The organism is Rhizobium sp. NLR16a (assembly GCF_017948245.1).
GTDB lineage: Bacteria > Pseudomonadota > Alphaproteobacteria > Rhizobiales > Rhizobiaceae > Rhizobium.
In genome coordinates this window covers 3,345,707-3,369,763 of record NZ_CP072865.1, presented here as the reverse complement: position 1 = coordinate 3,369,763, position 24,057 = coordinate 3,345,707, and the positions used below count along the sequence as shown (strand labels likewise).

The window sequence follows — 24,057 nt, the reverse complement described above, 5'->3', positions numbered from 1 at the left end:
CCGGCGGATATTGACGGACGTCGGTGCGGGCGTAGCTCTTTCGATCAACGGTAGGCACGGCAGCGGGGTTAGAGAGCATGTCGCGCAAAAGTGCAGCGTGCAATCTGCAGGTGCAGGCTCGAAACCAGGATCCTGTCGATTAAATGGAACCCATGCCATCCCTCACCGTTCTCCAAGCTGACGGGAGAATACGCATGTCGAAAACGCTGCTCTACGGCGCGACCAAGATCGACGAGACGAACGGCGCCTATTCGCCGATCGAAAGCCTGGCCGCATTCCAGTGGAAGAATCGCGTCTTCATTCTTTTCGCCGACAGGGACAATGCCCGCGCGGCGCGCCAGGAAAACCAGCTGCTGGCCGACCGCAGCGCGGTCGATGAGCGCGATATGGTGGTGCTGAAGGTCTCGGGCGGCAAGGTGCGGGCGCTTTTCGGCGCCGCCGATGGCCTCGACGGCGAAGTGATCCGCCGCGATCTCGATGCGCCGGAGACCGGTGAATTCGCCGCCTTCCTTGTCGGCAAGGACGGCACCGTCAAGCTCAAGGTCAGCGAGCCGATCACCAATGGCGAGCTCTTCGCCATCATCGACAGCATGCCGATGCGCGCTGCCGAGACGCTGAAGTCGGACAAATAGTCCCGACGAACATCGCAAACATAAAGGGAGGCGGTCATGTCCGTGCCCAACGAACCCATTCCCGATCAGCCGCCGATGCCGGCGCCCGGCTGGAAGCCGGTGCCGCCGATCACCGAACCGGAGCCGGACCGACTCCCCGACGAAGCTCCTGTTCCCAACCCCGATGAGAACGACGAGCCGGCCAAGCACGTTTCGGGAATTTAAAGGAAGATGTGGCGCTCGGCACGGACGAGTTCCTGTAGGAAGTCGACGACACTGCGGACGCGGACGAGGTCGCGCGCGGTTTCGTGATAGGTCGTCCAATAAGCCCGTCGGATCGAAATGTCAGGCAGGATGCGCTGCAGTTCCGGATATTGTCGGGCGATATAATCGTGCAGGATGCCGATACCCGCGCCTGATCGCACCGCCTCCGTCTGGCCAATCGCCGTCGAGATTTCAAAGCCGGCGTCCCAGCTGCGCATTACCTCGCCGGAGAAATTCAGCGAGGCGGTGAAGATCAGATCCTCGACATAGCCGATGCGCGGATGCGCCTTCAGCGCTTCGACATCGCCGGGTCTGCCGTTCGAGGCGATGTAGTCGCGCGAGGCATAGAGGCCGAGTGTATAGTCCGTCAGCTTGGAGGAGACGAGCCGGCCCTGTTCGGGACGTTCCAGCGTGATGGCGATATCGGCCTCACGCTGCGACAGCGAGAAGGAGCGCGGCACCGGCACGAGCTGGATCTTCAGCTCCGGATGGCGCTCGATCAGCCTGCCCATGCGGGGTGCCAGGAAGGAGACGCCGAAACCATCGGGTGCGCCGACGCGCACCGTCCCGGCAATCGCCGTGTCGGTGTGGCCGAGATTGGCCTGCGCCGCGAGCATTTCGGTTTCCATCCGCTCGGCGGCATTAAGGAAGATGCCGCCTTCAGCCGTCAGCTCGCAGCCATTCGTCCGGCGCACGAAGAGCCGCGTCTTCAGCGCCTCTTCGAGTGAGGTCAGCCGACGTGAAAGCGTGGCGTGGTTAAGCCCCAATCGCTTTGACGCGGCGAGGATCTGGCCGGTTCGGGCGATGGCGAGGAAGATGCGAACGTCGTCCCAGTTCATCACTTGGCCCGCATTGCAATCGGATCGACATCGATCAGCGTCAGCGACGTCACCATGCCGGCCGTCTCGCTCTTATATTTGAGGAAATGCGGTGTCCGCAGATGCGCCTCATAGGCCTCCTGGTCGGCGTAGACTTCGAGAATACGAACGCGGTTTGGAGCCTCTCGGATGGAAACAGCGCTGAGTGAAAGGACACCCTCTTCCAGCGTGACCGAAGCCTCGATCTCCTCCGTCAGCAATGCCCGATAGGCGTCGAGCCTGTCGGCGGCGATCGCCACATCCGCCATTCGCACGACCGGATTTTGGCTCATCGATTGACCCTCCCTGAGTTTGACTTGTCCGCATGCCGCTCCAAGTTTGGGAGCAGCAGCGCCTGCATCAGAACTATAAATTGTGCACAACGGTTGCTTATATCATCGCGTTGATTTGTGCAAATTGAAGTGCGAATGTAGGCCATCCAAACAGGAGGAACATTCATGCGTGAGATCGGACATTTCATCGGCGGCAAGCAGGTCGCCGGCACCAGCGGCCGGGTCAGCAACGTCTACAATCCGGCGACCGGCGAAGTGCAGGCGACCGTCGCCCTCGCCAGTGTCGAGGAGCTTCGCGCCGCCGTCGAGAACGCCAAGGCCGCGCAGCCGAAATGGGCTGCCACCAACCCGCAGCGCCGCGCTCGCGTCTTCTTCAAGTTCGTCGAGCTCCTGAACAAGCATATGGACGAACTTGCCGAATTGATTTCGAAGGAACACGGCAAAACGATCGAAGACGCCAAGGGCGACGTCATTCGCGGCCTCGAAGTCTGCGAATTCGTCTGCGGCATCCCGCATCTCGCCAAGGGTGAGTTCACCGAGGGCGCGGGTCCGGCGATCGACATGTATTCGATCCGCCAGCCGGTCGGCATCGGCGCCGGCATCACTCCTTTCAATTTCCCCGGCATGATCCCGATGTGGATGTTCGCGCCGGCGATCGCCTGCGGCAATGCCTTCATCCTGAAGCCTTCCGAGCGTGATCCCTCCCTGCCGATCCGTCTTGCCGAACTGATGATCGAGGCCGGTCTTCCGGCGGGCATCCTCAATGTCGTCAACGGCGACAAGGGCGCCGTCGACGCCGTCCTCACCGATCCGGATATCGGCGCCGTTTCCTTCGTCGGCTCCACGCCAATCGCCCGCTACGTCTACGGCACGGCGGCGATGAACGGCAAACGCGCCCAGTGCTTCGGCGGCGCCAAGAACCACATGATCATCATGCCGGATGCCGATATGGACCAGGCCGTCAACGCGCTGATGGGCGCGGGCTACGGTTCGGCCGGTGAGCGCTGCATGGCGATCTCGGTTGCCGTTCCGGTCGGCGAAGAGACCGCCAACCGCCTCGTCGAGAAGCTGACGCCGAAGATCGAGTCGCTGCGCATCGGCCCCTATACCGACGACAAGGCCGACATGGGCCCGCTCGTCACCAAGGAAGCCTATAACCGCGTTCGCGGCCTCATCGACCGTGGCGTCGAGGAAGGCGCCAAGCTCGTGGTCGATGGCCGCGACTTCAAGCTCCAGGGTTATGAAGACGGCTATTTCGTCGGCGGCTGCCTGTTCGATCACGTCACGCCTGAGATGGACATCTACAAGACCGAGATCTTCGGACCCGTCCTCTCCGTCGTTCGCGCCCAGAACTACGAGGAAGCGCTGTCGCTGCCGATGAAGCACGAATACGGCAACGGCGTCGCGATCTATACCCGCGACGGCGACGCCGCCCGCGATTTCGCCTCGCGCATCAATATCGGCATGATCGGCATCAACGTTCCGATCCCGGTTCCGCTCGCCTATCACTCCTTCGGCGGCTGGAAGGCATCGAGCTTCGGCGACCTCAACCAGCACGGCACGGATTCGATCAAGTTCTGGACGAAGACCAAGACCGTCACCGCCCGCTGGCCGTCCGGCATCAAGAGCGGCGCCGAATTCGTCATGCCGACGATGAAGTAATCTGTGCGACAGATCGATCTGCAATTCGGGGGCCTTTTGGCCCCCGTTCATTTGGGCGTTGGCAGGCCATTTTGGACCATAACCAGAAGATCGTGGAGCATTGGCCTCGCGGCAAATGGCCTCATAAGCTGAATGCGAATTTCATATTTTGGAATTGTTCAAAACTACCAAACCGCCTATATACGTCTGAACAGGCACGAGTCAGGAGATCGGCATGCGGTTGACGAAGCAGACCAACTATGCGGTTCGCATGTTGATGTATTGTGCTGCCAACGAAGGGCAGCTGAGCCGGATTCCGGAAATTGCCAAGGCCTACGGGGTTTCCGAACTCTTTCTTTTCAAGATCCTGCAGCCGCTGAACAAGGCCGGTCTGGTCGAAACCGTGCGCGGCCGCAACGGCGGTGTGCGCCTGGGCAAGCCGGCACCCGAGATCACGCTCTTCGACGTCGTCCGGGTCACGGAAGACAGTTTCGCCATGGCCGAATGCTTCGAGGATGACGGCATGGTCGAATGCCCGCTGGTCGACAGCTGTGGCCTGAACTCGGCGCTGCGCAAGGCGTTGAACGCCTTCTTCGGCGTGCTCTCGGAATATTCGATCGATGACCTCGTCAAAGCCCGACCCCAGATCAATTTCCTCCTCGGAATTACCGGCGAGCACCACTACCGCAAGCCGGCGGCCGTTGCCCCCGCCGCCTGATTTCAAGAAACAGGTCTGACTTATGAAACCGCGGTTGCCTCGGCGATCGCGGTTTTTGTTTGCGCCATCCGGTTGCACCCAGGGGTGCTGAAATGTCCAACATGCGCTGCTGAGAGGCGCAATTGTCCAAAATGCGACGAAATCCCGGACATTTTTGTCCGAATATTTCCGAATGAGGCCGATTTTTGACCAAAAATTTCTAAAATTGTCCAGCTGGAAAAATTTTCTCCGTAGGCCGTTGCTTTCAGTAGATAAATGTCGTTCCATCGACCGTCGATCGGGATGCCTACGGGTCTCCAGACATCAAAAAAGAACAACCGGGAAACAATACTATGAAAAAGATCTCTGTCATGCTGGCAGCGACGGCCTTGATTTCGGTCATGGCGACGTCCGCCTGGTCCAAGACCCTTGTTTATTGCTCCGAGGGTTCGCCGGAAGGCTTCGACCCGAGCCTCTATACGGCAGGCACGACCTTCGACGCGTCCTCGCGCACCGTCTACAGCCGCCTCGTCGAATTCAAGCATGGCGGCACCGAGATCGAACCCGGCTTGGCCGACAGCTGGAGCGTTTCGGACGACGGCAAGGAATACACCTTCAAACTTCATCCCGGCGTCAAGTTCCAGACCACCGACTTCTTCACGCCGACGCGCGATTTCAACGCCGACGACGTCGTCTTCTCCTTCGAGCGCCAGCTGAAGTCCGACAATCCTTGGAACAAGTATGTCGAGGGCGGTTCTTACGAATACGCCGCCGGCATGGGCTTCCCGGAACTGATCAAGTCGGTCGAGAAGGTCGATGACCTCACCGTCAAGTTCACGCTCAACCATCCCGAAGCGCCGTTCCTGGCCGACCTCGCCATGGACTTCGCTTCCATCATGTCCAAGGAATATGCCGACAAGCTTGCCGCCGACGGCAAGATGGCACAGCTGAACCAGCAGCCGCTCGGTACCGGCCCCTACACCTTCGTCGCCTACCAGCCGGATGCCGTCATCCGCTACAAGGCCAACGAAAGCTATTTCAAGGGCAAGGAAAAGATCGACGATCTGGTTTTTGCCATTACCTCTGACGCCGCCGTCCGCGCTCAGAAGCTGAAAGCCGGCGAATGCCACCTGATTCCCTATCCGAATGCCGCCGACGTTCCTGAACTGAAGAAGGACGGAAATCTGACGGTTCTGGAGCAGCCCGGCCTCAACGTCAGCTACCTCGCCTACAACACGCAGATGGCGCCCTTCGACAAGCCGGAAGTTCGCCGCGCGCTCAACATGGCAATCAACAAGCAGGCGATCGTCGATGCCGTCTTCCAGGGCGCGGCAACCGTTGCCAAGAATCCGATCCCGCCGACCATGTGGTCCTATAACGATGCCGTTCAGGACGAGAAGTATGATCCGGACGCCGCCAAGAAGGCTCTGGCAGATGCCGGCGTCAAGGATCTCAGCATGAAGGTCTGGGCGATGCCGGTGTCGCGCCCCTACATGCTGAACGCACGCCGCGCTGCCGAACTGATCCAGGCCGACTTCGCCAAGATTGGCGTCAAGGTCGAGATCGTCACGCATGAGTGGGCCGAGTACCTGAAGCTCTCCTCCGATGTGAAGCGTGACGGCGCCGTCATTCTCGGCTGGACCGGTGACAATGGCGATCCCGACAACTTCATGGATACGTTGCTCGGCTGCGATGCCGTCGGCGGCAACAACCGCGCCCAGTGGTGCAACAAGGAATACGACGACCTGATGACCAAGGCCAAGCTGACGGCCGATGTCGGCGAGCGCACCAAGGCCTATGAGCAGGCGCAGCTGATCTTCAAGAAGGAAGCCCCCTGGGCGACCCTCGACCATTCGCTTGTCTTCGTTCCGATGAGCAAGAAGGTGTCGGGCTTCAAGATGGACCCGCTCGGCATTCACCGTTTCGACGGCGTCGACGTATCCGAATAACAAGAATAATGTAAAAATGCCCGGCAGTGCTGGGCACAGCCGGCGGTCAGGACCCTCCTGACCGCCGGAAACTATTGGACATCTGCCATGTTGCGCTTTTTCATCGGCCGCCTTGCGGTGCTGATTCCGACATTCCTCGGCGTTTCCCTGATTGCCTTTTCTTTCATCCGCCTGCTGCCCGGAGATCCCGTGATGCTGCTCTCGGGTGAACGCGTCATGGCGCCGGAGCGGCACGCCCAGATCATGCACGATCTCGGTTTCGACCGGCCCATGTATATGCAGTATTTCGATTATCTCGGAAAAGTGCTGCAGGGCGATCTCGGCACCTCGATCGTCACCAAGCGGCCCGTTCTCGGCGAATTCCTGACATTGTTTCCGGCAACGCTGGAACTGTCCTTCTGCGCCATCATCCTTGCGGTCTGTCTCGGCGTGCCCGCTGGCGTCTTTGCCGCCGTCAAGCGAGGCACGTGGTTCGATCAGAGCGTGATGGGTGTCGCCCTCGTCGGTTATTCCATGCCGATTTTCTGGTGGGGTCTGCTGCTCATCATCTTCTTCTCCGGCTATCTCGGCTGGACGCCGGTATCCGGCCGCATCTCGCTGATGTATTTCTTCAAGCCGGTGACCGGCTTCATGCTGATCGACAGCCTGCTGTCAGGTCAGAAAGGGGCCTTTGCCTCGGCCATCAGCTACCTCATTTTGCCCACCATCGTGCTGGCGACCATCCCGCTCGCCGTCATCGCCCGCCAGACGCGCTCGGCCATGCTCGAGGTTCTCGGTGAGGACTATGTCCGCACCGCACGCTCGAAAGGTTTGAAGCCGCTGCGCGTCGTCGGCGTGCACGCGCTGCGCAATGCAATGATCCCCGTCATCACCACGATCGGCCTGCAGATCGGCGTCCTTCTTGCCGGCGCCATCCTCACCGAGACGATCTTCTCCTGGCCGGGTATCGGCAAATGGATGGTCGATTCGGTGTTCAAGCGCGATTACGCGGTGGTGCAGGGCGGCCTTCTGCTGATCGCCGGCGTCATCATGATGGTCAATCTGATTGTTGATGTCCTCTACGGCTTCATCAATCCGCGCATTCGTCACTAGGAGCGGTCCATGAGCACGGTCACCGTTAAAACCGGCCAGCCATCCGCTCTTGCGGAATTCTGGCACTATTTCTCCCGCAACAAGGGCGCCGTCATCGGCCTCGTTGTTTTCGTCATCATCCTCGTCGTTGCGATCTTTGCACCGGTCTTTGCGCCACATGCGCCGAACGAGCAGAACCGGGAGGTGCTGCTCGCCGTGCCTTCCTGGATGGAGGGAGGCCACGCCTCCTTTCCGCTCGGAACGGATGCCGTCGGCCGCGATATCCTCTCGCGGCTGATCTACGGCGCGCGGTTCTCGCTCTTCATCGGCGTCGTTGTCGTCACACTGTCGGTCATATGTGGTGTCCTGATCGGCCTCGTCGCCGGCTACTTCCGCGGCCGGATCGATACCGCCATCATGCGCTTGATGGACATCATCTTGGCCTTCCCGTCGCTGCTGCTTGCGCTCGTTCTGGTGGCGGTCCTCGGCCCTGGTCTCACCAACGCGATGATCGCGATTTCGCTGGTCAACCAGCCGCATTTCGTGCGGTTGACCCGCGCCTCGGTCATTTCAGAACGTGAGAAGGAATATGTGATCGCCTCGCGTGTTGCCGGCGCGGGCACGCTGCGCTTGATGTTCAAGACGATCCTGCCGAACTGTCTGGGGCCGCTGATCGTTCAGGCGACGCTTGCCTTCTCGGCGGCGATCCTCGATGCCGCCGCCCTCGGCTTTCTCGGCATGGGCGCTCAGCCGCCGACACCCGAATGGGGCACCATGCTCGCCGAGTCCCGCGAATTCATCTCGCGCGCCTGGTGGGTCGTGACATTTCCGGGCCTCGCCATCCTTATCACCGTTCTTGCCATCAACCTGATGGGCGACGGCCTGCGCGATGCGCTTGATCCCAAACTGAAGAGGTCGTGATGCCGCTCCTCGAAATCGAAAATCTGACTGTCGAATTCCAGACATCATCCGGTCTTTTCCGCGCCGTCGACGGCGTGTCGCTGACTTGCGACAAGGGCGAGATCCTGTCGGTCGTCGGCGAATCCGGCTCGGGCAAATCCGTTGCCATGCTGGCCCTGATGGGGCTGCTGCCCTGGACCGCCAGGATCACCGCCGACCGCATGCAGTTCGATGGTCAGGATCTGCGCGGCATCTCCGCCCGTCAGCGCCGCCGGATCGTCGGCAAGGACATGGCGATGATCTTCCAGGAGCCGATGTCGAGCCTGAACCCGTGCTTCACGGTCGGTTTCCAGCTCGGCGAGACCCTGCGCGTCCATATGGGCCTCAACCGGAAAGAGCGCCGCGAACGTTCGATCGAACTCTTGAGCCTCGTCGGCATTCCGGCGCCGGAAGACCGCCTGTCGAACTTCCCGCACCAGATGTCGGGCGGCATGAGCCAGCGCGTCATGATCGCCATGGCGCTCGCCTGCAATCCGAAGCTTCTGATCGCCGACGAGCCGACGACGGCGCTCGACGTGACGATCCAGGCGCAGATCCTCGATCTGCTTGTGCGCCTGCAGAAGGAGCAGGGCATGGCGCTGGTGCTGATCACTCATGACATGGGTGTCGTCGCCGAAACCGCGGAACGCGTGCAAGTGCAATATGCCGGCCAGAAGGTCGAGGAACAGCCGGTGAAGGCGCTCTTCCGTGATCCGCATCATCCCTATACGGCAGCCCTGCTTGCGGCTCTGCCGGAACGCGCCCAGGTCGGCCATCGTCTCCCCTCGATCGCCGGCGTCGTTCCCGGCCAGCACGGTCGCCCGACAGGCTGTCTTTTCGCGCCGCGCTGCGGCTATGCCACGGTCGAATGCGATCGCGGCGTCGTGCGCCAGGGACCGGAACTCGGGCGGGCGCTGTGTAACTATCCATTGAAGGACGGTAAGCCACTCGGGCATCCCGGTGTCATGCGCGTTGAAACTGCAGGAGACCTGGTATGACGGGCGCTGTTCTCGAGGGCAGGGATCTCGCCCGTTTCTACACCGTCAACCGCGGTCTCTTCAAAGCCGACGCCACGGTCAGGGCGCTGAACGGCGTCAGCTTCAGCCTCCATTCCGGCAAGACGCTCGCCGTCGTCGGTGAATCCGGCTGCGGCAAGTCGACACTCGCCCGTCTGGTCACGATGATCGAGGATCCGACAGCCGGCGAGTTGCTGATCGACGGCAAGCCGGCGCGGGTCGGCGACCGCAGCCTGCGCAGCCAGGTGCAGATCGTCTTCCAGAATCCCTATGGCTCGCTCAACCCGCGCCAGAAGGTTGGTGCAATTCTGGAAGAGCCGCTGAAAATCAATACCGATCTCGACGCGAGCGCCCGCCGCCGCAAGGTGGAGGAGATGATGGCCCGCGTCGGGCTGCGCCCGGAACATCACGGCCGCTACCCCCATATGTTCTCCGGCGGCCAGCGCCAGCGCATCGCAATTGCCCGCGCGCTGATGCTGCGGCCGAAGGTGCTGGTGCTCGACGAACCGGTTTCGGCCCTTGACCTCTCGATCCAGGCGCAGGTGCTGAACTTGCTTATGGACCTGCAGAAGGAGATGGGCCTTGCCTATCTCTTCATCTCGCACGGCCTCTCGGTCGTCCATCACATCGCCGACGAGGTGATGGTGATGTATCTCGGCCGCCCGATCGAAACCGGTCCTGCCGCCGAAGTCTTCGCCCGTCCGCGCCATCCCTATACGGCCGCCTTGCTGTCGGCGACCCCGATCGCCGATCCCGAGCGGGAGAAGAACCGCATCCGCCTGCAGGGCGAACTGCCGTCGCCGCTGAAGCCGCCGTCCGGCTGCCACTTCAATCCGCGCTGCTGGAAGGCGCAGGACTATTGTCGCCAGGTTTCTCCCGAATTAAGTGGGGAAGGCGCACAACAATATGCCTGTCATTTCCCGCTCGACTGAGCGGGAGCCGCCGTTTGAGAGGAAACATGCAGGACGATCGGATCAACAGAGCCCATGCGATCATCGTCATGGGGGTCAGCGGTTGCGGCAAGTCCTCGGTCGGCGAGAAACTCGCTGAGGCCTTGCATCTGGCCTTCCTCGAAGGTGATGCGCTTCATCCGGCCGCCAATGTCGAGAAGATGTCGAAGGGCATTCCGCTGACCGATGAGGATCGGATGCCCTGGCTCGACTTGATCGGCAAACGGATGCAGGCCTCGCTGGAAAAGGGCGAGGGCATCATTGTCTCCTGTTCGGCGCTGAAACGCATCTATCGCGACAGGCTGAGGGCTGCTGCCGGCAGCAATCTGTTCTTCGTTTACCTCGAAGGGTCGAAGGCGTTGCTGACGAAGCGCATGGGCGAGCGCAAGGGGCATTTCATGCCGGTCTCGCTACTCGAAAGTCAGTTGGCGACACTCGAGGTGCCGACGGGCGAACCCGGAGTCGTCACCGTCGACATCGACGATACGATCGACGGCATCACGGCAACGGCCCTCCGGGGTCTCTCCACCCTCGGTGTTATGGCTTGAAGCGCTGCGGCGAATAGGCCGAGATATCGATGAATGGCGTCTCGCCGCTGATGAGTTCCGCCAGCACGCGGCCGGTAACGGGCCCGAGCGTCAGTCCATGATGGGCGTGGCCGAAGGCGAACCACAGGCCCTGATGGCGCGGCGCCTTGCCGATGACAGGCATCATGTCCGGCGTGCAGGGGCGCGCGCCCATCCATGGTTCGGGATCGAGCCTTCCTCCGAGAGGGAAGATCGTACGCGCCACGGCTTCGGCCCGGTCGAGCTGCACCGGCGTCTTCGGCGCGTCGAGCATTGCGAACTCCGCCCCTGTCGTCAGGCGGATGCCGCGGTTCATCGGCGCCAGCAAATAACCGCGCTCGGCATCGAGGATCCAGTTGATGAGCATGGCATTGCCCTTGGCGGCATAATGCATGTGATAGCCGCGCTTGACGCCGAGGGGAAAGGAATAACCGAGCCGGCGCGTCGCGACGGCTGCCCAGGGACCGAGCGCAAGGACCGCATCCTCCGCTTCCATTGCACCTTCGCTGCTCATGATCTTCCAGCCGGCGCCGAACTGGCCGAGCGAGGCGGCGTCGCCTGTGACGAAGCGGCCGCCGAGGCTTTCGAAATAGCGGCGATAGGCCGATGTCAGCGCATGCGGATCGAGCACCGACCAGGGATCGCGCCAGCGGATGCCGCCGGCGAAACGGACGCTCATATCGGGTTCCATGCGTGCGATATCGGCCGACGTCAGGCTGTCATAGTCCACTCCGAATTCATTCTGCCAAAGCGCGGCCTCCGCTAGGGCCTCGTCGCGCTTGGCCTCCGTCCGGAAGATCTTCACCCAGCCGTTCTTGCGGATCAGCGCCTGCGCCTGCGCCGCCTCGATCAGGTCCTTGTGCTCGGCGATCGAATTTTCGATCAGTGGCGCATAGGCCCGGGTGATGACCGCGTGTCGCCGGGCATTCGAATTCCACCAGTAACGGGCGAGAAAGGCGAGCTGTCTCGGCAGCGTACTGAGATGATAATGCGCATCGATGCGGTTGTTGAGCGCATAACGCAGGAGAAGGCCGAGCTGCTGGGGAAAGCCGTAAGGTGCCACCCCCTCGCGCTGGATCAGGCCGGCATTGCCGAAGGAGGTTTCGCTGCCTGGATCCTTGCGGTCGATCAGCGTCACCTGCCGACCGCGCCGCTGAAGATGGATTGCCGTGGACACCCCCACGATACCAGCGCCGAGCACGATTGCGTTCTTCGTCATTCCCCTGCATTCCGCATTGTTCCCAGATTGAAAATGCCCCTGCCGATCCCGCCGCGCAAACGAAAATCGCATTCATTTCACAATCATTGCGCTTTTCAGCGCGGCATTTTCGGCCTTTATGCGCACATGCAGGATTGCGGCATTGAAAAACGAAAAGACGATCGCATAGACTGGCAGGCCGAAAGCAAGGGGAAGGACGGCGATCTCGCAAACGACGATCGTGTAGTTCGGATGCCGGAGAAAGCGATAGGGTCCCGACTTCACGAGCGGCGCGCCGGGCAGGATGATGATGCGCGTCGTCCAGCGATCTTTCAGGGTCGTAAGCACCCAGAGGCGCAGCGCCTGGAGCCCCAGGAACACCAAAAACCAGAAGGGTTGAACCGACCTGCCCGGCGCCAGCAGCCAAAGCCCCATGATCCAGGCGGCATGCAGCGCCACCATGACGCGATAATGCTCCGGGGCGACCTCCCGGCCGCCTCTGGCGAGCAGGGCGGCAGTGTTGCGCTGGGCAAGCACGAGTTCGCCCAACCGCTGCAGCGTCACGAATGTCAGGAGCGCGATCGACGGCCACATTCATGCCGCCCTCCGCAGCGTCACGCAGCTCGCCGAAAACCCTGGTCCCATGGCGATCATCGCTGCCCGCTCCGGCAGCCCGGCGCGGATTACCCGTTCCAGCACGAACAACACGGTCGGCGAAGACATGTTGCCATATTCGGCAAGCACGGCGCGTTCGTGATCGAGCGTGCCGGGTGTCAGTGAAAGCGCGCTCTCCATTGCGGCCAGCACCTTCATGCCGCCGGGATGGCAGATGAAGCGGTCGATATCTGCCGGCCTCAGGCCGTTTCGCGCCAGTATGGCGGTGACGGCCGGGGCGAGCTCTCGTTCGGCGAATGGCGGCAAGGATTGCGCCAGCACGATGCCGAAGCCGCCATCGTCGATCTTCCATCCCATGATATCGAGCGTGTCCGGGAAGAGGTGCTCGCCAGTCGATTCGACTTCCGCCAGGCCGCCGCCGCTCGTGCAGAGCACGCAGGCAGCGGCGCCATCGCCGAAAAGCGCCGTCGCGATGATATTCGGCCGCGTCAGCTCGTCCAGCCGGAAGGCCAGCGTGCAAAGTTCGATTGAGACGAAAAGCACAACGACGCCCGGCCGGTTGCGTGCGAGCCGCGACGCGATCGCAAAGCCGGAGACGCCGGCGGCGCAGCCGAGCCCGAAGACCGGAACACGCTCGATATCGGCCCTGAAGCCCATCCTGCGGCTAAGCTGCGCATCGAGGCTTGGGGTCGTAAAGCCGGTGGAAGAAACGGTAACGACACAGTCGACATCGCCAGCCTCAAGCCCGGCCCGACGAAGCGCCAAGCTGGCTGCCTCGACGAAAAGTTCGCCCGCCACTTCTGCATAGGCCTGCATGCGGTCCTGCCAGCCGTGCGGCTCGTCGAACCAGGCAAGCGGCCGCGCCGCATGGCGCTTGTTAATACCGGCGGTATCGAAGACGCGGGCAAGATGACGGAAATCCTCGAAACGGCCGGCAAACAGCCGAGCTGAAGATTCGGCCGCCTGCTTTTGGAAAATGATATGTTCGGGCGTGGCAGTGGCGAGGCTGGCGAGTTTCACGGTATCGGTCACAGAATTCTCCTTGTCTTCCCGGCGCAACGCTGAGAACACCCGGTTGGGACGGTTTATTCGGCCTCAGGGGCTTCACGAAGCCGTGATGGAGAAAATGGAGCGGCCGGCGAATAAACCACGGGGCAGCGGTGTTTTCTCCCCGCAACGTCACTTTCCAGGAGTTTTCCCATGACGATCATGACAGCCCGTATTGCTGCCGTCCTTCTTGGCGGCTGCCTTGCCGCTTCGCTCTTCTCCGGCCCGGTCTTTGCTGTCGGCAATGACAACAGCACGATGCCGACCTGCAAGAAGGGCGAGATCTACGACCAGAAGACCAAGAAATGCGTCAAGCAGCAGAGCGCTAATGTCTCGGACGAGAACCGTACCGACTATGCCTATTCGCTGGCCAAGGCCGGCCGTTATGAAGAGGCGCTTGCCATGCTCGATACGGTCAGGGACCAGAACAGCGCGGAGGTGCTGAACTATCGCGGTTACGCCACCCGCAAGCTCGGCCGCACCGACGAAGGCATCTCCTATTACCTGCAGTCGGTGAAGATGGATCCGCAGTACGCCAAGGTCCGTGAATATCTCGGCGAAGCCTATGTCATCAAGGGCCGGCTCGATCTCGCAAAGGAGCAATTGAACATGATCAAGACGATCTGCGGCATGGCTTGCGAGGAATATCAGGATCTGAACGCTGTCATCCTCGACCCGTCGAAGATCTGAGATTAGGCCACTGGCGGGAAATGGAGCCGGAAAAGGATATCCGAATGTCGGTCGCGGACGCGCCATTTCCTGCCTATAGTCGCGAGAATGGAATCGCCGGTTTATCAGGCGGTTCCAAGGATGCAGGATCGGCGGAGGCGGCCATCGCGAGCGAAGCGGATATCAGGAGCGGTCTGACGGAAAACCTGGCCAGGCTCTGGCGTTATGGTCTCGTTCTCTCGCATCAGCGCGATGTCGCCGACGACCTAGTGCAGGCGACCTGCCTTCGCGCGCTCGAGCGCGCCGGCCAGTTCGTTCCCGGCACCCGGCTCGACCGCTGGCTGTTTTCGATCCTGCATTCAATCTGGCTGAACGAGATCCGCTCGCGCCGGGTGCGCCAGGGCCAGGGTTTCGTCGATGCCGGCGAAGCGCTGACGTTCGACGGCGCGCACGATACTGAAACGCATGTGATGGCGGGGCAGGTTTTGAAACAGGTAAATGCGTTGCCCGAGGCGCAGCGGACGGCGGTTTTCCTCGCCTATGTGGAAGGACTGTCCTATCGCGAAGTTGCAGGCATATTGGATATTCCGATCGGGACCGTGATGAGCCGGCTGGCGGCCGCCCGCGCCAGGCTCTCCGGCGCCGGACCGGCAGGGGGACGGCCATGAGCATGAAACACACCATTCCCACCGACGAGGACTTGACCGCCTTCATCGACGGCGAGCTGACGGCGGAAGAGGCAGCTCGCATCGAGGCCATCGTCAAGGAAGATGAGAGCGTCGCCGAACGGCTGGAATTCCTGGCGCGCGCCAGTCTGCCGTTCGAGCAGGCTTTCGCTCCGCTCCTCTCGGAAGCCCCGCGGGAAAAACTGGAGGCGATGCTCGCCGCCATTCCTGCGCATGAGAACGCAAAACCCGCCTCCGCGCCTGCGGTCGTCCGCCGTCGCTTCCTCGGCGCGCTCGCCGCCTCGCTTGTGGCCGGCATCGCCATCGACCGCACCGTCATCGGCATCGGCAGGGGCTTTTCCGCAAAGGACGAAAACAGCGAATGGCGCGCCGTGGTCGCCGATTATATCTCGCTCTATACCGCCGAAACGCTCGCCGGCCCCGTTCCCGGCAGGCAGGACCAGGCCGCCCAGCTCGCCAGTCTTGACGAGAAGCTCGGCCTGTCGCTCTCCCCGGAAGCAGTTTCGCTCCCGGGGATCGATTTCAAAAGCGCCCTGCTGCTGCAATATGACGGTAAGGCGCTCGCCCAGATCGCCTATCTCGATCCCGAAACCGGCCCGATGGCGCTCTGCATCGTGAAATCTGATGCGGGGCCGAAGGCGCCGGATCTGGAAAACCGCAAAGGGATGAATGTCGTCTACTGGTCGAACGAGACGCACGCCTTTATGCTGATCGGCTATGCGGCGGCGGACAGGATGACGGCAATTGCGGATGGAGTGCGGCGGAGGGTGGCGGTGTGACCCGCCACGCCGGCGGCTTTAAGCTGATCAGTCCTGCGATCGATTGCGCATCAGGAACTGGCCTAGCCGGTTCACGATCTTGAAGGCCCAGAACATTGATGTTGAGACCTTGAGGCCGTGGTCGGCAAGGGCGCGCAGCACCTCCTTGTTCTGACGCGATATATTTTGAACGTTCTTGTTCGTGGCGCCCCCTAAGCGCATTCTGACCAAGACTCGCGGAATATAGATCGTTCTGATCCGCGCGACTTCCAAAAATCGCATCATCAGCTCGACGTCGGCTGCAAGCCGATAACGCAGGTCAAACCGCCCGAACCGTTCATAGATGTTGCGCCGAACATAGAATGTTGGGTGCGGCGGGCACCAGCCGCGCGCGAAGAAACCGGGTTTGAACGCGCGGGATTTCCAGTAACGGATCTTGCGATCGATGTGCCGGTTGGAAACATAGACGAGATCGCCATAGCAGCCGTCATAGGCTTTATCGTCCAGCGCTGCCGCCACGGTTTCCAGGGAGTCGCTGCTCTCGAAAGTGTCGTCGGCATTCAGGAATCCGATGATGTCGCCGCTCGCAAGGCCAATCCCCTTGTTCATGGCCTCATAGATACCTCCGTCCACCTCAGAAAGCACACGGCGGTTATCCGCCGGCGCCGAAGCGATGATGGCGAGGGTGGAATCGGTTGAGCCACCATCGACGATGATATGATCGAAATCGCGGTAGGTTTGCGTGTCGATGGAGCGCAGCGTATCGGTAATGGTCTGTTCGGCGTTCCAGCAAACAGTGATGAGGCTTATCCGAGGAGGGCGTGGATCGGCGGTGTCTACAGCCATTTTGACGAGTATCTTGCTCACATTCTAGGGGCGAAATCTAGCCGACCCGTAGCAGACGGAGAGGCGGCGTCGCAATCCAGTCCTGCAGATTATCCTCGATCAATGTCCGATTGACCGGCGATTGGTCGACTTCCCGTCTTGGTAAGTGCATTGCATGCAGATCAATCTATCTGTAGTGAGCAGTGTCGAACAGCGATGGTCACCACGCCGGGCTCGTGAATGCACGCGGCTTTACCAGGTTTTACAGGAGGTCTCTTGTCTTCGAATAAAAAACTGCGCAAGGGCATCTTGCTCGCCGGTGGCTCGGGCACCCGACTTCATCCCGCGACTCTCGCCATTTCGAAGCAGCTTCTTCCGGTTTTCGACAAGCCGATGATCTACTATCCCCTGTCAACGCTGATGCTTGCAGGCATCCGGGATATCCTGATTATCTCCACGCCGCAGGACACCCCGCGTTTTGAACAGTTGCTGGGTGACGGCGCCCAATGGGGATTAAATCTCCAATATGCCGTGCAGGCTGCACCGGACGGAATTCCCCAGGCATTCTCGATTGGCAGGGAATTCATCGCGCGGGATGCAACCGCCCTCGTGCTGGGAGACAATATCTTCTACGGCAACCTCCTGACCCATGATTTATCCGCGGCTTCCGCGAGGTCGGACGAAGCGACGATCTTCGCGTACAAAGTCCACGATCCCGACCGGTATGGGGTAGTGGAATTTGATGGTCAGGGCAAAGTCCTCAGCCTGGAGGAAAAGCCATCCAGGCCCCGCTCTTCTTATGCAGTAACCGGTTTATATTTCTACGACAATGACGTGGTTGATATTGCTGCCGCCTTGAAACCATCGCCACGCGGTGAAACCGAAATTACCGATATCAATCGCCATTATTTGGCGGCCGGCAGGCTGAATGTTGCCGTCTTGGGCAGAGGACATGCCTGGCTTGATACGGGCACGCACGATTCACTCCTTGAAGCCAGTCAATTCATTGCCACCATCGAGCGGCGCCAGGGGCTGAAGATTGCCTGCCCCGAAGAAATCGCCTTTCATTTGGAATACATAGATGCCGAGCAGTTGCTGAGGCTGGCAGCTCCACTTGAAAAGAGCTCTTACGGTCGATACCTCATCAGCCTGGTGAGGGAACCAACTCCGCATTTCCCGCCCGGCTGACCTGCAAAACTGGAAATCAATCTTGTCTGCTTTTACCCTGCTTAAGTTAAAGACAATGTCCGACTCACGAGGCGCGTTGACCGTCATGGACGGAATACTGCCATTTCCGGTGGTCCGGAGCTTCTGGATCTATGGTGCTGACGGATACACACGCGGCGGTCATCGTCATCACAAGACGCGGCAGGCCTTGGTGGCGATTTCGGGGAGCGTGATGGTTTTGATGGACGATGGAAAAGCCAGGGAAGAGGTCACCTTGTCGTCACCGGACCAGTGCCTGCTGGTAGAGCCAAGGGACTGGCATGAAATGACCTTCGGTCCTGGTTCTATCCTGCTGGTTTTTGCCTCTCACGGATATGATAAGGACGACTACATCGACACCCCCTATGAACGGCTCTGAGATGATTGAGTATGAAAGTCTAGCGCAGGCCAACCGCCCGCTGATGGAAGAGTTGGAGGCGGTTGCATCCCGTGTCATTCGGTCCGGATGGTACATACTTGGCAATGAGGTCTCCGCATTCGAAGCTGAATTCGCTGCCTTTGCGGAAAGCAAACATTGCATCAGCGTGGCCAATGGTCTGGATGCATTGATCCTGTCGATCGAAGCGCTCGACCTGCCGAAAGGCAGCGAGATCATGGTTGCCTCCAACACCTATATAGCCACTGTTCTGGCGATTCTTCGCGCGGGCCACAAACCCGTTCTGGTGGAGCCCGAGCGCGAAACCTTCAATATCGATCCGGAGCGCCTTCCAGCGGCGCTCACACACAAGACGCAGGCAATCTGCGTGACGCATCTTTTCGGCAAATCCTGCCGGATGACCGAGATCGCGGCGTTTGCAAGCGAGCATGGTCTCAAGGTGATCGAGGATTGCGCGCAGTCTCACGGCGCGCGCTTTGACGGCAAGCTGACCGGCACCTTCGGAATTGCCGGTTGCTTCAGCTTCTATCCGACCAAGAATCTTGGAGCTCTCGGAGATGCGGGCGCCATCGTCACGAACGATGACGAATTTGCCGATCGCCTGAGACATATGCGCAACTACGGCTCGAAGAAAAAATATGAGAACGTCTATATTGGTGTAAATTCGAGGCTTGACGAGATGCAGGCGGCATTCCTGCGGGTTAAACTCCGTCACCTCGACCAGGTGACTGAACATAAGCGGGCACTGGCCGATGTTTATTTTGCCAATTTGCCCAAATGGCTCGCGCAGCCGCTTCGTCGACCTGCCGAGTATGACGTGTTTCATATCTTCGCGATACGTCATCCGGCCCGCGACGAATTGCGTCGGTGGCTGCTCGATAACGGCGTCAAGACCGAGATACATTATCCGATCGCCCCGCATCGGCAGAAGGCAATGCAAGGCATTCTTTCCGGCGACTATCCCATTGCCGATGAGCTGCATGCCACCGAGCTGAGCCTGCCTATTTCGGCTGGGCATCGAAAGGATGAGATCGAGCGCGTCTGCAGCCTTCTTACTGCGCTCCCGGAAAAGCTGAAGTTGGCGGCATGACAGAACAGCTGAAGGGATCGGCCTCCACCCGCGAGGAAGATTGGGATATCGTTATCAAGCCTTCGAAGGGCAGCGCGCCGGATCTCGGACTCGTCTGGCGATATCGCGATCTCGTCTGGATGTTCTTTATGCGGGATTTCACGACATTTTATAAACAGACGGTTCTGGGGCCGGTCTGGTACATTATTCAACCGTCGCTGACGGCAATGACGTATTATATCGTGTTCGGAAAAATCGCCAATCTTTCCACGGATGGCCTGCCACCTTTCCTGTTTTATATGTCGGGAACGATCATCTGGAGTTATTTTTCCGTCTGTCTGGCCAATAACTCCGACGTCTTCTCGAAAAATGCCAACCTGTTCGGAAAGGTTTATTTCCCCAAGCTCGTGGTGCCGCTATCCGTTGCCATGAGCGGGCTTGTCGCATTTGCCATCCAGTTCCTGCTCCTGTTGACGGTTGCGGTTGGGATGAAGATCGCCGCCCCCGATCTGGCATTGAGCTACAGGTTCCTATTTATGACGCCGCTCCTGCTGCTCTATATTGCGGTGCTTGGTATAGGTGCGGGGCTTGTGGTTTCGGCGCTAACAGTCCGTTTTCGTGACTTGGTTTATGCCGTCGGATTCATGACGCAGCTCTGGATGTATGCCACGCCGATTGTCTATCCCTTTAGTCAGATTCCTGAACGGTATCACTGGTTCTTTTATATCAATCCGATGACGACCCCGGTACAGACCTTCCGTTGGGCGCTGCTTGATTCTCCCGCTTTGCCGGTCAGTCTGTGTCTCGCCAATCTGGCTGTGACTGTCGCGATCGCGACGTGCGGCTTGATGCTTTTCGCTCGTGCGGAGGCAACTGCGATGGATACGGTCTGATGAACGATATCGTTATTCGAGCCGAGCACGTCAGCAAGCTATACCGCCTTGGCGTGATCAACCATGGCACGCTTTATCGCGACCTTCAAAGCTGGTGGGCAAAGTGGCGCAACCTTCCCGATCCGAATGTTTCTGTATCCGATTATGCTTCCAACAAGAGTCAGCAGTCGCGAGTGAAGGGCGACATCTTTAAAGCGCTGGATGATGTCTCCTTCGAGGTGGGGAACGGCGAGATCGTCGGGATTATCGGCAGGAATGGCGCCGGCAAATCCACCCTGTTGAAGGTCATGTCACGTATCACCATGCCCAATTCGGGTTTCATAGGTATACGGGGCAGGATTGCCAGCCTGCTTGAGGTCGGCACCGGATTTCATCCGGAGCTCACCGGTCGCGAGAACGTCTATCTCAACGGAGCCATCCTTGGCATGAGCCGCGCCGAGGTCAGGTCCAAATTCGATGAGATCGTCGAGTTTGCTGAAATCGGCGAGTTCATTGACACCCCGGTGAAGCGGTATTCATCTGGAATGTATGTGCGTCTGGCTTTCTCGGTCGCGGCGCATCTCGAGCCGGAGATTCTGCTGGTTGATGAAGTTCTGGCCGTCGGCGACGTCAACTTCCAGAACAAATGCATGGGACGCATGCAGGAAGTCACGAAGGCAGGTCGAACGATCATCTTCGTCAGTCACAACATGACCGCGATCAGCAGCATCTGCCCGAAATCGATTCTGATGGCCGATGGCAAGGTTGCTGCGATGGGCGAGACCGCAGATGTGATCAAGGCCTATCTCAATCGCCCGGAATTCGGCGGTACCGCAAGTTACTCGGTCAATCCCGAGGACATCGACGGAAAAGCGGTGATATGCCGCGTCGCGGTATTGAACGAGAAGGACGAGGTTTCTGAAACCGTGGAACTGTCGAACGGCTTCTCGGTCGAGGTCGAATACGAATTGAGGGAGCCTCTTTCCGGCCTCTCGGTCGGGATGCAGATCAAGATGGAGGACGGCTACACCACGCTCGTCAGCCTTTCCGATCCCGAACTCGACGTCGGGCGCCTGGATACCCGGCCAGCCGGCTATTACAAAGCGCGCGTCAGATTTCCCGGATATCTCCTCAACACCGGCACCTTCTACTTGCGGCTCGGCATATCGAGCCGGTTCTCGATCTATTCCGTCGCCGAGGGTATTCGGTTTGACGTGGAGGACAATGTCGGAATTATCCAGATGCTGGGTCAGCAACGCAAGCCGTCGATTTCGGCGATCCAGTTGCCTTGGGAGGTGGAGAAGCTCTTCCAGCGCGATTCTGAGGGTGTTTTGAAATGAAGAAAGTGCTTGTCACTGGGGCGGATGGATTTATCGGCTCTCACCTTGTCGAGACGCTGGTCAGGTCGGGCGTCGAAGTTCGCGCCCTATGCCAGTACAACTCGTTTTCCAGCTGGGGCTGGCTTGACCAATCCGAACACCGCGGCCAGTTCGAAGTGATCCTCGGAGACGTCCGCGATCCCTCGCAAATGCGCACCGTCGCAAAAGGCGTGGATACGGTTTTCCATCTCGCCGCTCTGATTGCGATTCCCTATTCCTATCAAGCACCCTCAAGCTACATCGATACGAATGTGCATGGGACGCTGAACGTCCTTCAAGGAGCCCTCGACGCTGGGGTGGGAAGGGTGATCCAGACCTCGACCAGCGAAGTCTACGGCACCGCGCGTTTTGTGCCGATCAGCGAAAGCCATCCGCTGCAGGCGCAGTCGCCCTATTCGGCTTCCAAGATCGGTGCGGATGCGATCGCCTACAGCTATTATTCGAGCTTTGATCTGCCGGTGACGATTGCCCGGCCTTTCAACACCTTTGGCCCGAGACAATCTGCAAGGGCGGTTATTCCGACCGTGATTTCACAGCTTCTGAGCGGACGGACGACCCTGAAGCTTGGTGCGCTCTCACCAACGCGGGACTTCAATTTCGTCCAGGATACCTGCGATGGCTTTCTGGCGCTCGCGGCCTGCGACCAAGCGATCGGCCAGACCGTCAATATCGGTTCCGGCAGCGAGATATCGATTGGCGATACCGTTCAGCTCATCGCCGATATCATCGGCGTCAGCGTCGAGATTGAATGCGACGAACAGCGTTTGCGTCCCGCAAACAGTGAAGTGGAACGCTTGTGCTGCGACAACAGCCTGATCAAGTCTCTGACGGGATTTTCGCCGCGTTACAGCGTGGAGGATGGTCTGAAGGCAACGATCGAATGGCTGCGTCAGCCGCAGAATCTGGCGCGGTATAAGGCGGATATTTTCAATGTCTAGACGCGCAGTCATTCTGGCGGGGGGAATGGGCACGAGGTTGCGGCCCTATACCGTCGTCCTTCCAAAGCCTTTGATGCCGATCGGCGATTATCCTATTCTTGAGGTCATCATCCGGCAGCTGATAGCAGGCGGATTTCAGCACATCACGCTTGCCGTCAATCATCAGGCCGAATTGATCAAGGCGTTTTTCCAGGATGGCGACAAGTGGGGCGTACGCATCGACTATTCGCTCGAGGACGAGCCGCTTGGCACGATGGGGCCGCTGCGGTTGATCAAGGATCTTCCTGAGAATTTTCTAGTGATGAACGGCGACATCCTGACGGACCTCAATTATGCCGATTTTCATGATGTCCATGTCCGGGACGGCAATATATTCACGATCTCGTCCAAGACGCGCCAGCATCGCATAGACTACGGCGTTCTTGATACCAACGCCGCAGGACGACTAACGGGCTTCCGGGAGAAGCCCACGGCCGAGTATAAAGTCAGCATGGGCGTCTACATGGTGTCTTCGGCGGCCGTCGAGCACATACCGCAACGCGGCGCTTACGGCTTTGACCAGTTGATGCTCGATCTACTGGCGGCAGGCAAGCCGGCCACGGTTCGCGATTTTCCGGGCTATTGGCTCGATATCGGACGCCCCGACGATTATGCATTGGCGATCGAAGAGTTCGAAACCATGCAATCCAGGTTCTTGAATGGTTGACGCCATCGTCACCGGTGCAGGCGGCTTCCTCGGGAAGCGTCTGGTGGAGCGGCTTGAACAAGCTGGCATCGATGTGCTTGCGCTTGAGCGAACGCATGGGGACATTAGCGAAGAGCGCCTTTGGAAGGAGCTTCCGGCAGCGCGCACGCTGTTTCATCTTGCCGGCAGGACATTCGTTCCGGATAGCTGGACACAAGGCCCGAGTTTCACCGCCGCCAATGTTCTCGGTACACAGCATGCTTTGAACTGGTGCAAGCGGCACAAGGCCAAACTCGTCTTCGCAAGCGCCTATGTTTATGGGGTGCCGGAACGGCTGCCGATCCATGAAAGCGATCCGGTCAAGCCGAACAACCCTTACGCACTTTCCAAATATCTTGCCGAACAGCTCTGTGAGTTCGCTGCTACATACGAGCAAATACCGGTGGTGGTATTGCGCCTTTTCAATATATATGGGGTTGGGCAGCGGCCGGAATTTCTGGTACCGACGCTACTGAATCAGGTAAGAACGAAACAGGAAATACAGGTCATGGACCTCGGTCCGCGGCGGGATTATGTCTTCGTCGACGATGTCCTGAGCGCCTTTGCCAAATCAATGGACGTGTCGGAAGGTTACCACTGCATCAATATCGGCTCCGGAATGTCGTATTCGGTGCAGGAAATCATCGACATCTTGCAAGAAGCTGCCGGCACTAATCTACCAGTAGTGTCGTCTTGCGCTGTTCGGCGGAATGAAATACCTGACGTGCGGGCCGATATTACGCGGGCTCGCGCCGTTCTCGGATGGCAGCCGGAGTGGGATCTGCCCGCCGGCATCCGCGTGATGATGAAGGAGTCGTAA

27 protein-coding genes are annotated in these 24,057 nt (G+C 59.6%); 21 read left to right on the top strand and 6 right to left on the bottom strand.

Translation table 11 applies throughout. The features are described from left to right. Positions 1–194: 194 nt before the first annotated feature. Together J7U39_RS16355 and J7U39_RS16350 are read left to right on the top strand one after the other, a co-directional pair. The gene (locus tag J7U39_RS16355; protein ID WP_210629147.1) at positions 195–632 is read left to right on the top strand and encodes a DUF4174 domain-containing protein; all 438 of its coding nucleotides are present in this window, start codon (positions 195–197) and stop codon (positions 630–632) included. Positions 633–668: 36 nt separating this feature from the next. Then, the gene (locus J7U39_RS16350; RefSeq protein ID WP_210629146.1) at positions 669–836 is read left to right on the top strand and encodes a hypothetical protein; all 168 of its coding nucleotides are present in this window, start codon (positions 669–671) and stop codon (positions 834–836) included. Here the strand turns inward: J7U39_RS16350 and J7U39_RS16345 are convergent. Together J7U39_RS16345 and J7U39_RS16340 are read right to left on the bottom strand one after the other, a co-directional pair. Then, positions 833–1,714, bottom strand: a complete 882-nt coding sequence (locus J7U39_RS16345; RefSeq protein ID WP_210629145.1) for a LysR family transcriptional regulator — start codon at positions 1,712–1,714, stop codon at positions 833–835. The two genes, J7U39_RS16350 and J7U39_RS16345, sit on opposite strands and share 4 nt — an antisense overlap. Continuing rightward, positions 1,714–2,025 (bottom strand): putative quinol monooxygenase, encoded by a 312-nt coding sequence (locus tag J7U39_RS16340; RefSeq protein WP_210629144.1) that lies wholly within the window; start codon positions 2,023–2,025, stop codon positions 1,714–1,716. Before J7U39_RS16340 ends, J7U39_RS16345 begins: the two co-directional genes overlap by 1 nt. A 165-nt stretch (positions 2,026–2,190) precedes the next feature. Here J7U39_RS16340 and J7U39_RS16335 point away from each other — a divergent pair, with 165 nt between their 5' ends. The 8 genes from J7U39_RS16335 to J7U39_RS16300 all read left to right on the top strand — a co-directional run bounded on the left by J7U39_RS16335 (position 2,191) and on the right by J7U39_RS16300 (position 10,836). Continuing rightward, the gene (locus J7U39_RS16335) at positions 2,191–3,687 is read left to right on the top strand and encodes a CoA-acylating methylmalonate-semialdehyde dehydrogenase (RefSeq protein WP_210629143.1); all 1,497 of its coding nucleotides are present in this window, start codon (positions 2,191–2,193) and stop codon (positions 3,685–3,687) included. 214 nt (positions 3,688–3,901) lie between these two features. Further along, positions 3,902–4,384, top strand: a complete 483-nt coding sequence (gene rirA / locus J7U39_RS16330) for an iron-responsive transcriptional regulator RirA (RefSeq protein ID WP_210629142.1) — start codon at positions 3,902–3,904, stop codon at positions 4,382–4,384. A 332-nt stretch (positions 4,385–4,716) separates the two neighbouring features. After that, positions 4,717–6,312: an ABC transporter substrate-binding protein gene (locus J7U39_RS16325; protein ID WP_210629141.1), complete on the top strand. Its 1,596-nt coding sequence runs from the start codon at positions 4,717–4,719 to the stop codon at positions 6,310–6,312. 87 nt (positions 6,313–6,399) lie between these two features. Next, positions 6,400–7,404, top strand: a complete 1,005-nt coding sequence (locus J7U39_RS16320) for an ABC transporter permease subunit (RefSeq protein WP_210629140.1) — start codon at positions 6,400–6,402, stop codon at positions 7,402–7,404. A gap of 9 nt (positions 7,405–7,413) precedes the next feature. Next, the gene (locus J7U39_RS16315) at positions 7,414–8,304 is read left to right on the top strand and encodes an ABC transporter permease subunit (protein ID WP_210629139.1); all 891 of its coding nucleotides are present in this window, start codon (positions 7,414–7,416) and stop codon (positions 8,302–8,304) included. Next, positions 8,304–9,320 carry an ABC transporter ATP-binding protein gene (locus J7U39_RS16310; protein ID WP_210629138.1) on the top strand — a complete coding sequence of 339 codons (1,017 nt, stop codon included), beginning with the start codon at positions 8,304–8,306 and terminating at the stop codon, positions 9,318–9,320. The genes J7U39_RS16315 and J7U39_RS16310 overlap by 1 nt, the downstream gene beginning before the upstream one ends. Then, positions 9,317–10,270: a peptide ABC transporter ATP-binding protein gene (locus J7U39_RS16305; protein WP_210629137.1), complete on the top strand. Its 954-nt coding sequence runs from the start codon at positions 9,317–9,319 to the stop codon at positions 10,268–10,270. Before J7U39_RS16310 ends, J7U39_RS16305 begins: the two co-directional genes overlap by 4 nt. 26 nt (positions 10,271–10,296) lie before the next feature. Continuing rightward, entirely contained in the window at positions 10,297–10,836 is a 540-nt protein-coding gene (locus tag J7U39_RS16300) for a gluconokinase (protein ID WP_210629136.1), read from the top strand. On the opposite strand, the gene J7U39_RS16295 is transcribed toward J7U39_RS16300, so the two are convergent. From J7U39_RS16295 to J7U39_RS16285, 3 genes are all read right to left on the bottom strand, one after another. Next, a complete protein-coding gene (locus tag J7U39_RS16295; RefSeq protein ID WP_210629135.1) occupies positions 10,826–12,073 on the bottom strand; it encodes an FAD-binding oxidoreductase in 1,248 nt (415 codons plus the stop codon). The two genes, J7U39_RS16300 and J7U39_RS16295, sit on opposite strands and share 11 nt — an antisense overlap. Positions 12,074–12,145: 72 nt before the next feature. After that, positions 12,146–12,646, bottom strand: a complete 501-nt coding sequence (locus tag J7U39_RS16290) for an isoprenylcysteine carboxylmethyltransferase family protein (protein WP_210629134.1) — start codon at positions 12,644–12,646, stop codon at positions 12,146–12,148. After that, positions 12,647–13,699: a type III polyketide synthase gene (locus J7U39_RS16285; RefSeq protein ID WP_210629133.1), complete on the bottom strand. Its 1,053-nt coding sequence runs from the start codon at positions 13,697–13,699 to the stop codon at positions 12,647–12,649. Positions 13,700–13,867: 168 nt separating this feature from the next. On the opposite strand from J7U39_RS16285, the gene J7U39_RS16280 reads away from it, so the two are divergent. The 3 genes from J7U39_RS16280 to J7U39_RS16270 are packed head-to-tail and all read left to right on the top strand — an operon-like array spanning position 13,868 to position 15,848. Then, a complete protein-coding gene (locus J7U39_RS16280; RefSeq protein ID WP_210629132.1) occupies positions 13,868–14,404 on the top strand; it encodes a tetratricopeptide repeat protein in 537 nt (178 codons plus the stop codon). Positions 14,405–14,448: 44 nt separating this feature from the next. After that, positions 14,449–15,051, top strand: coding sequence for an RNA polymerase sigma factor (locus tag J7U39_RS16275; RefSeq protein ID WP_210629131.1), 603 nt, complete (start codon positions 14,449–14,451; stop codon positions 15,049–15,051). Beyond that, on the top strand, positions 15,048–15,848 hold the full coding sequence (locus J7U39_RS16270) for an anti-sigma factor (protein WP_210629130.1): 801 nt from the start codon (positions 15,048–15,050) through the stop codon (positions 15,846–15,848). Before J7U39_RS16275 ends, J7U39_RS16270 begins: the two co-directional genes overlap by 4 nt. Positions 15,849–15,875: 27 nt before the next feature. Here the strand turns inward: J7U39_RS16270 and J7U39_RS16265 are convergent, their stop codons facing one another. Beyond that, positions 15,876–16,673 carry a glycosyltransferase family 2 protein gene (locus tag J7U39_RS16265; protein WP_210629129.1) on the bottom strand — a complete coding sequence of 266 codons (798 nt, stop codon included), beginning with the start codon at positions 16,671–16,673 and terminating at the stop codon, positions 15,876–15,878. 255 nt (positions 16,674–16,928) lie between these two features. Here J7U39_RS16265 and rfbA point away from each other — a divergent pair, with 255 nt between their 5' ends. From rfbA to J7U39_RS16225, 8 genes are read left to right on the top strand one after another with little or no spacing between them, the layout of a single operon-like run. Continuing rightward, complete coding sequence (rfbA, locus tag J7U39_RS16260) at positions 16,929–17,840, top strand: glucose-1-phosphate thymidylyltransferase RfbA (RefSeq protein WP_210629128.1); 912 nt, start codon at positions 16,929–16,931, stop codon at positions 17,838–17,840. 22 nt (positions 17,841–17,862) lie between these two features. Further along, positions 17,863–18,237 (top strand): FdtA/QdtA family cupin domain-containing protein, encoded by a 375-nt coding sequence (locus J7U39_RS16255; protein ID WP_210629127.1) that lies wholly within the window; start codon positions 17,863–17,865, stop codon positions 18,235–18,237. Between the two features lies 1 nt (position 18,238). Next, the gene (locus J7U39_RS16250) at positions 18,239–19,345 is read left to right on the top strand and encodes a DegT/DnrJ/EryC1/StrS family aminotransferase (RefSeq protein WP_210631693.1); all 1,107 of its coding nucleotides are present in this window, start codon (positions 18,239–18,241) and stop codon (positions 19,343–19,345) included. Continuing rightward, the gene (locus J7U39_RS16245; RefSeq protein WP_210629126.1) at positions 19,342–20,217 is read left to right on the top strand and encodes an ABC transporter permease; all 876 of its coding nucleotides are present in this window, start codon (positions 19,342–19,344) and stop codon (positions 20,215–20,217) included. Before J7U39_RS16250 ends, J7U39_RS16245 begins: the two co-directional genes overlap by 4 nt. Next, complete coding sequence (locus J7U39_RS16240; RefSeq protein WP_210629125.1) at positions 20,217–21,536, top strand: ABC transporter ATP-binding protein; 1,320 nt, start codon at positions 20,217–20,219, stop codon at positions 21,534–21,536. Before J7U39_RS16245 ends, J7U39_RS16240 begins: the two co-directional genes overlap by 1 nt. After that, positions 21,533–22,513, top strand: coding sequence for an NAD-dependent 4,6-dehydratase LegB (locus J7U39_RS16235; protein ID WP_210629124.1), 981 nt, complete (start codon positions 21,533–21,535; stop codon positions 22,511–22,513). Before J7U39_RS16240 ends, J7U39_RS16235 begins: the two co-directional genes overlap by 4 nt. Then, entirely contained in the window at positions 22,506–23,219 is a 714-nt protein-coding gene (locus J7U39_RS16230) for a nucleotidyltransferase family protein (RefSeq protein ID WP_210629123.1), read from the top strand. Before J7U39_RS16235 ends, J7U39_RS16230 begins: the two co-directional genes overlap by 8 nt. Beyond that, positions 23,212–24,057 (top strand): NAD(P)-dependent oxidoreductase, encoded by an 846-nt coding sequence (locus J7U39_RS16225; RefSeq protein ID WP_210629122.1) that lies wholly within the window; start codon positions 23,212–23,214, stop codon positions 24,055–24,057. Before J7U39_RS16230 ends, J7U39_RS16225 begins: the two co-directional genes overlap by 8 nt.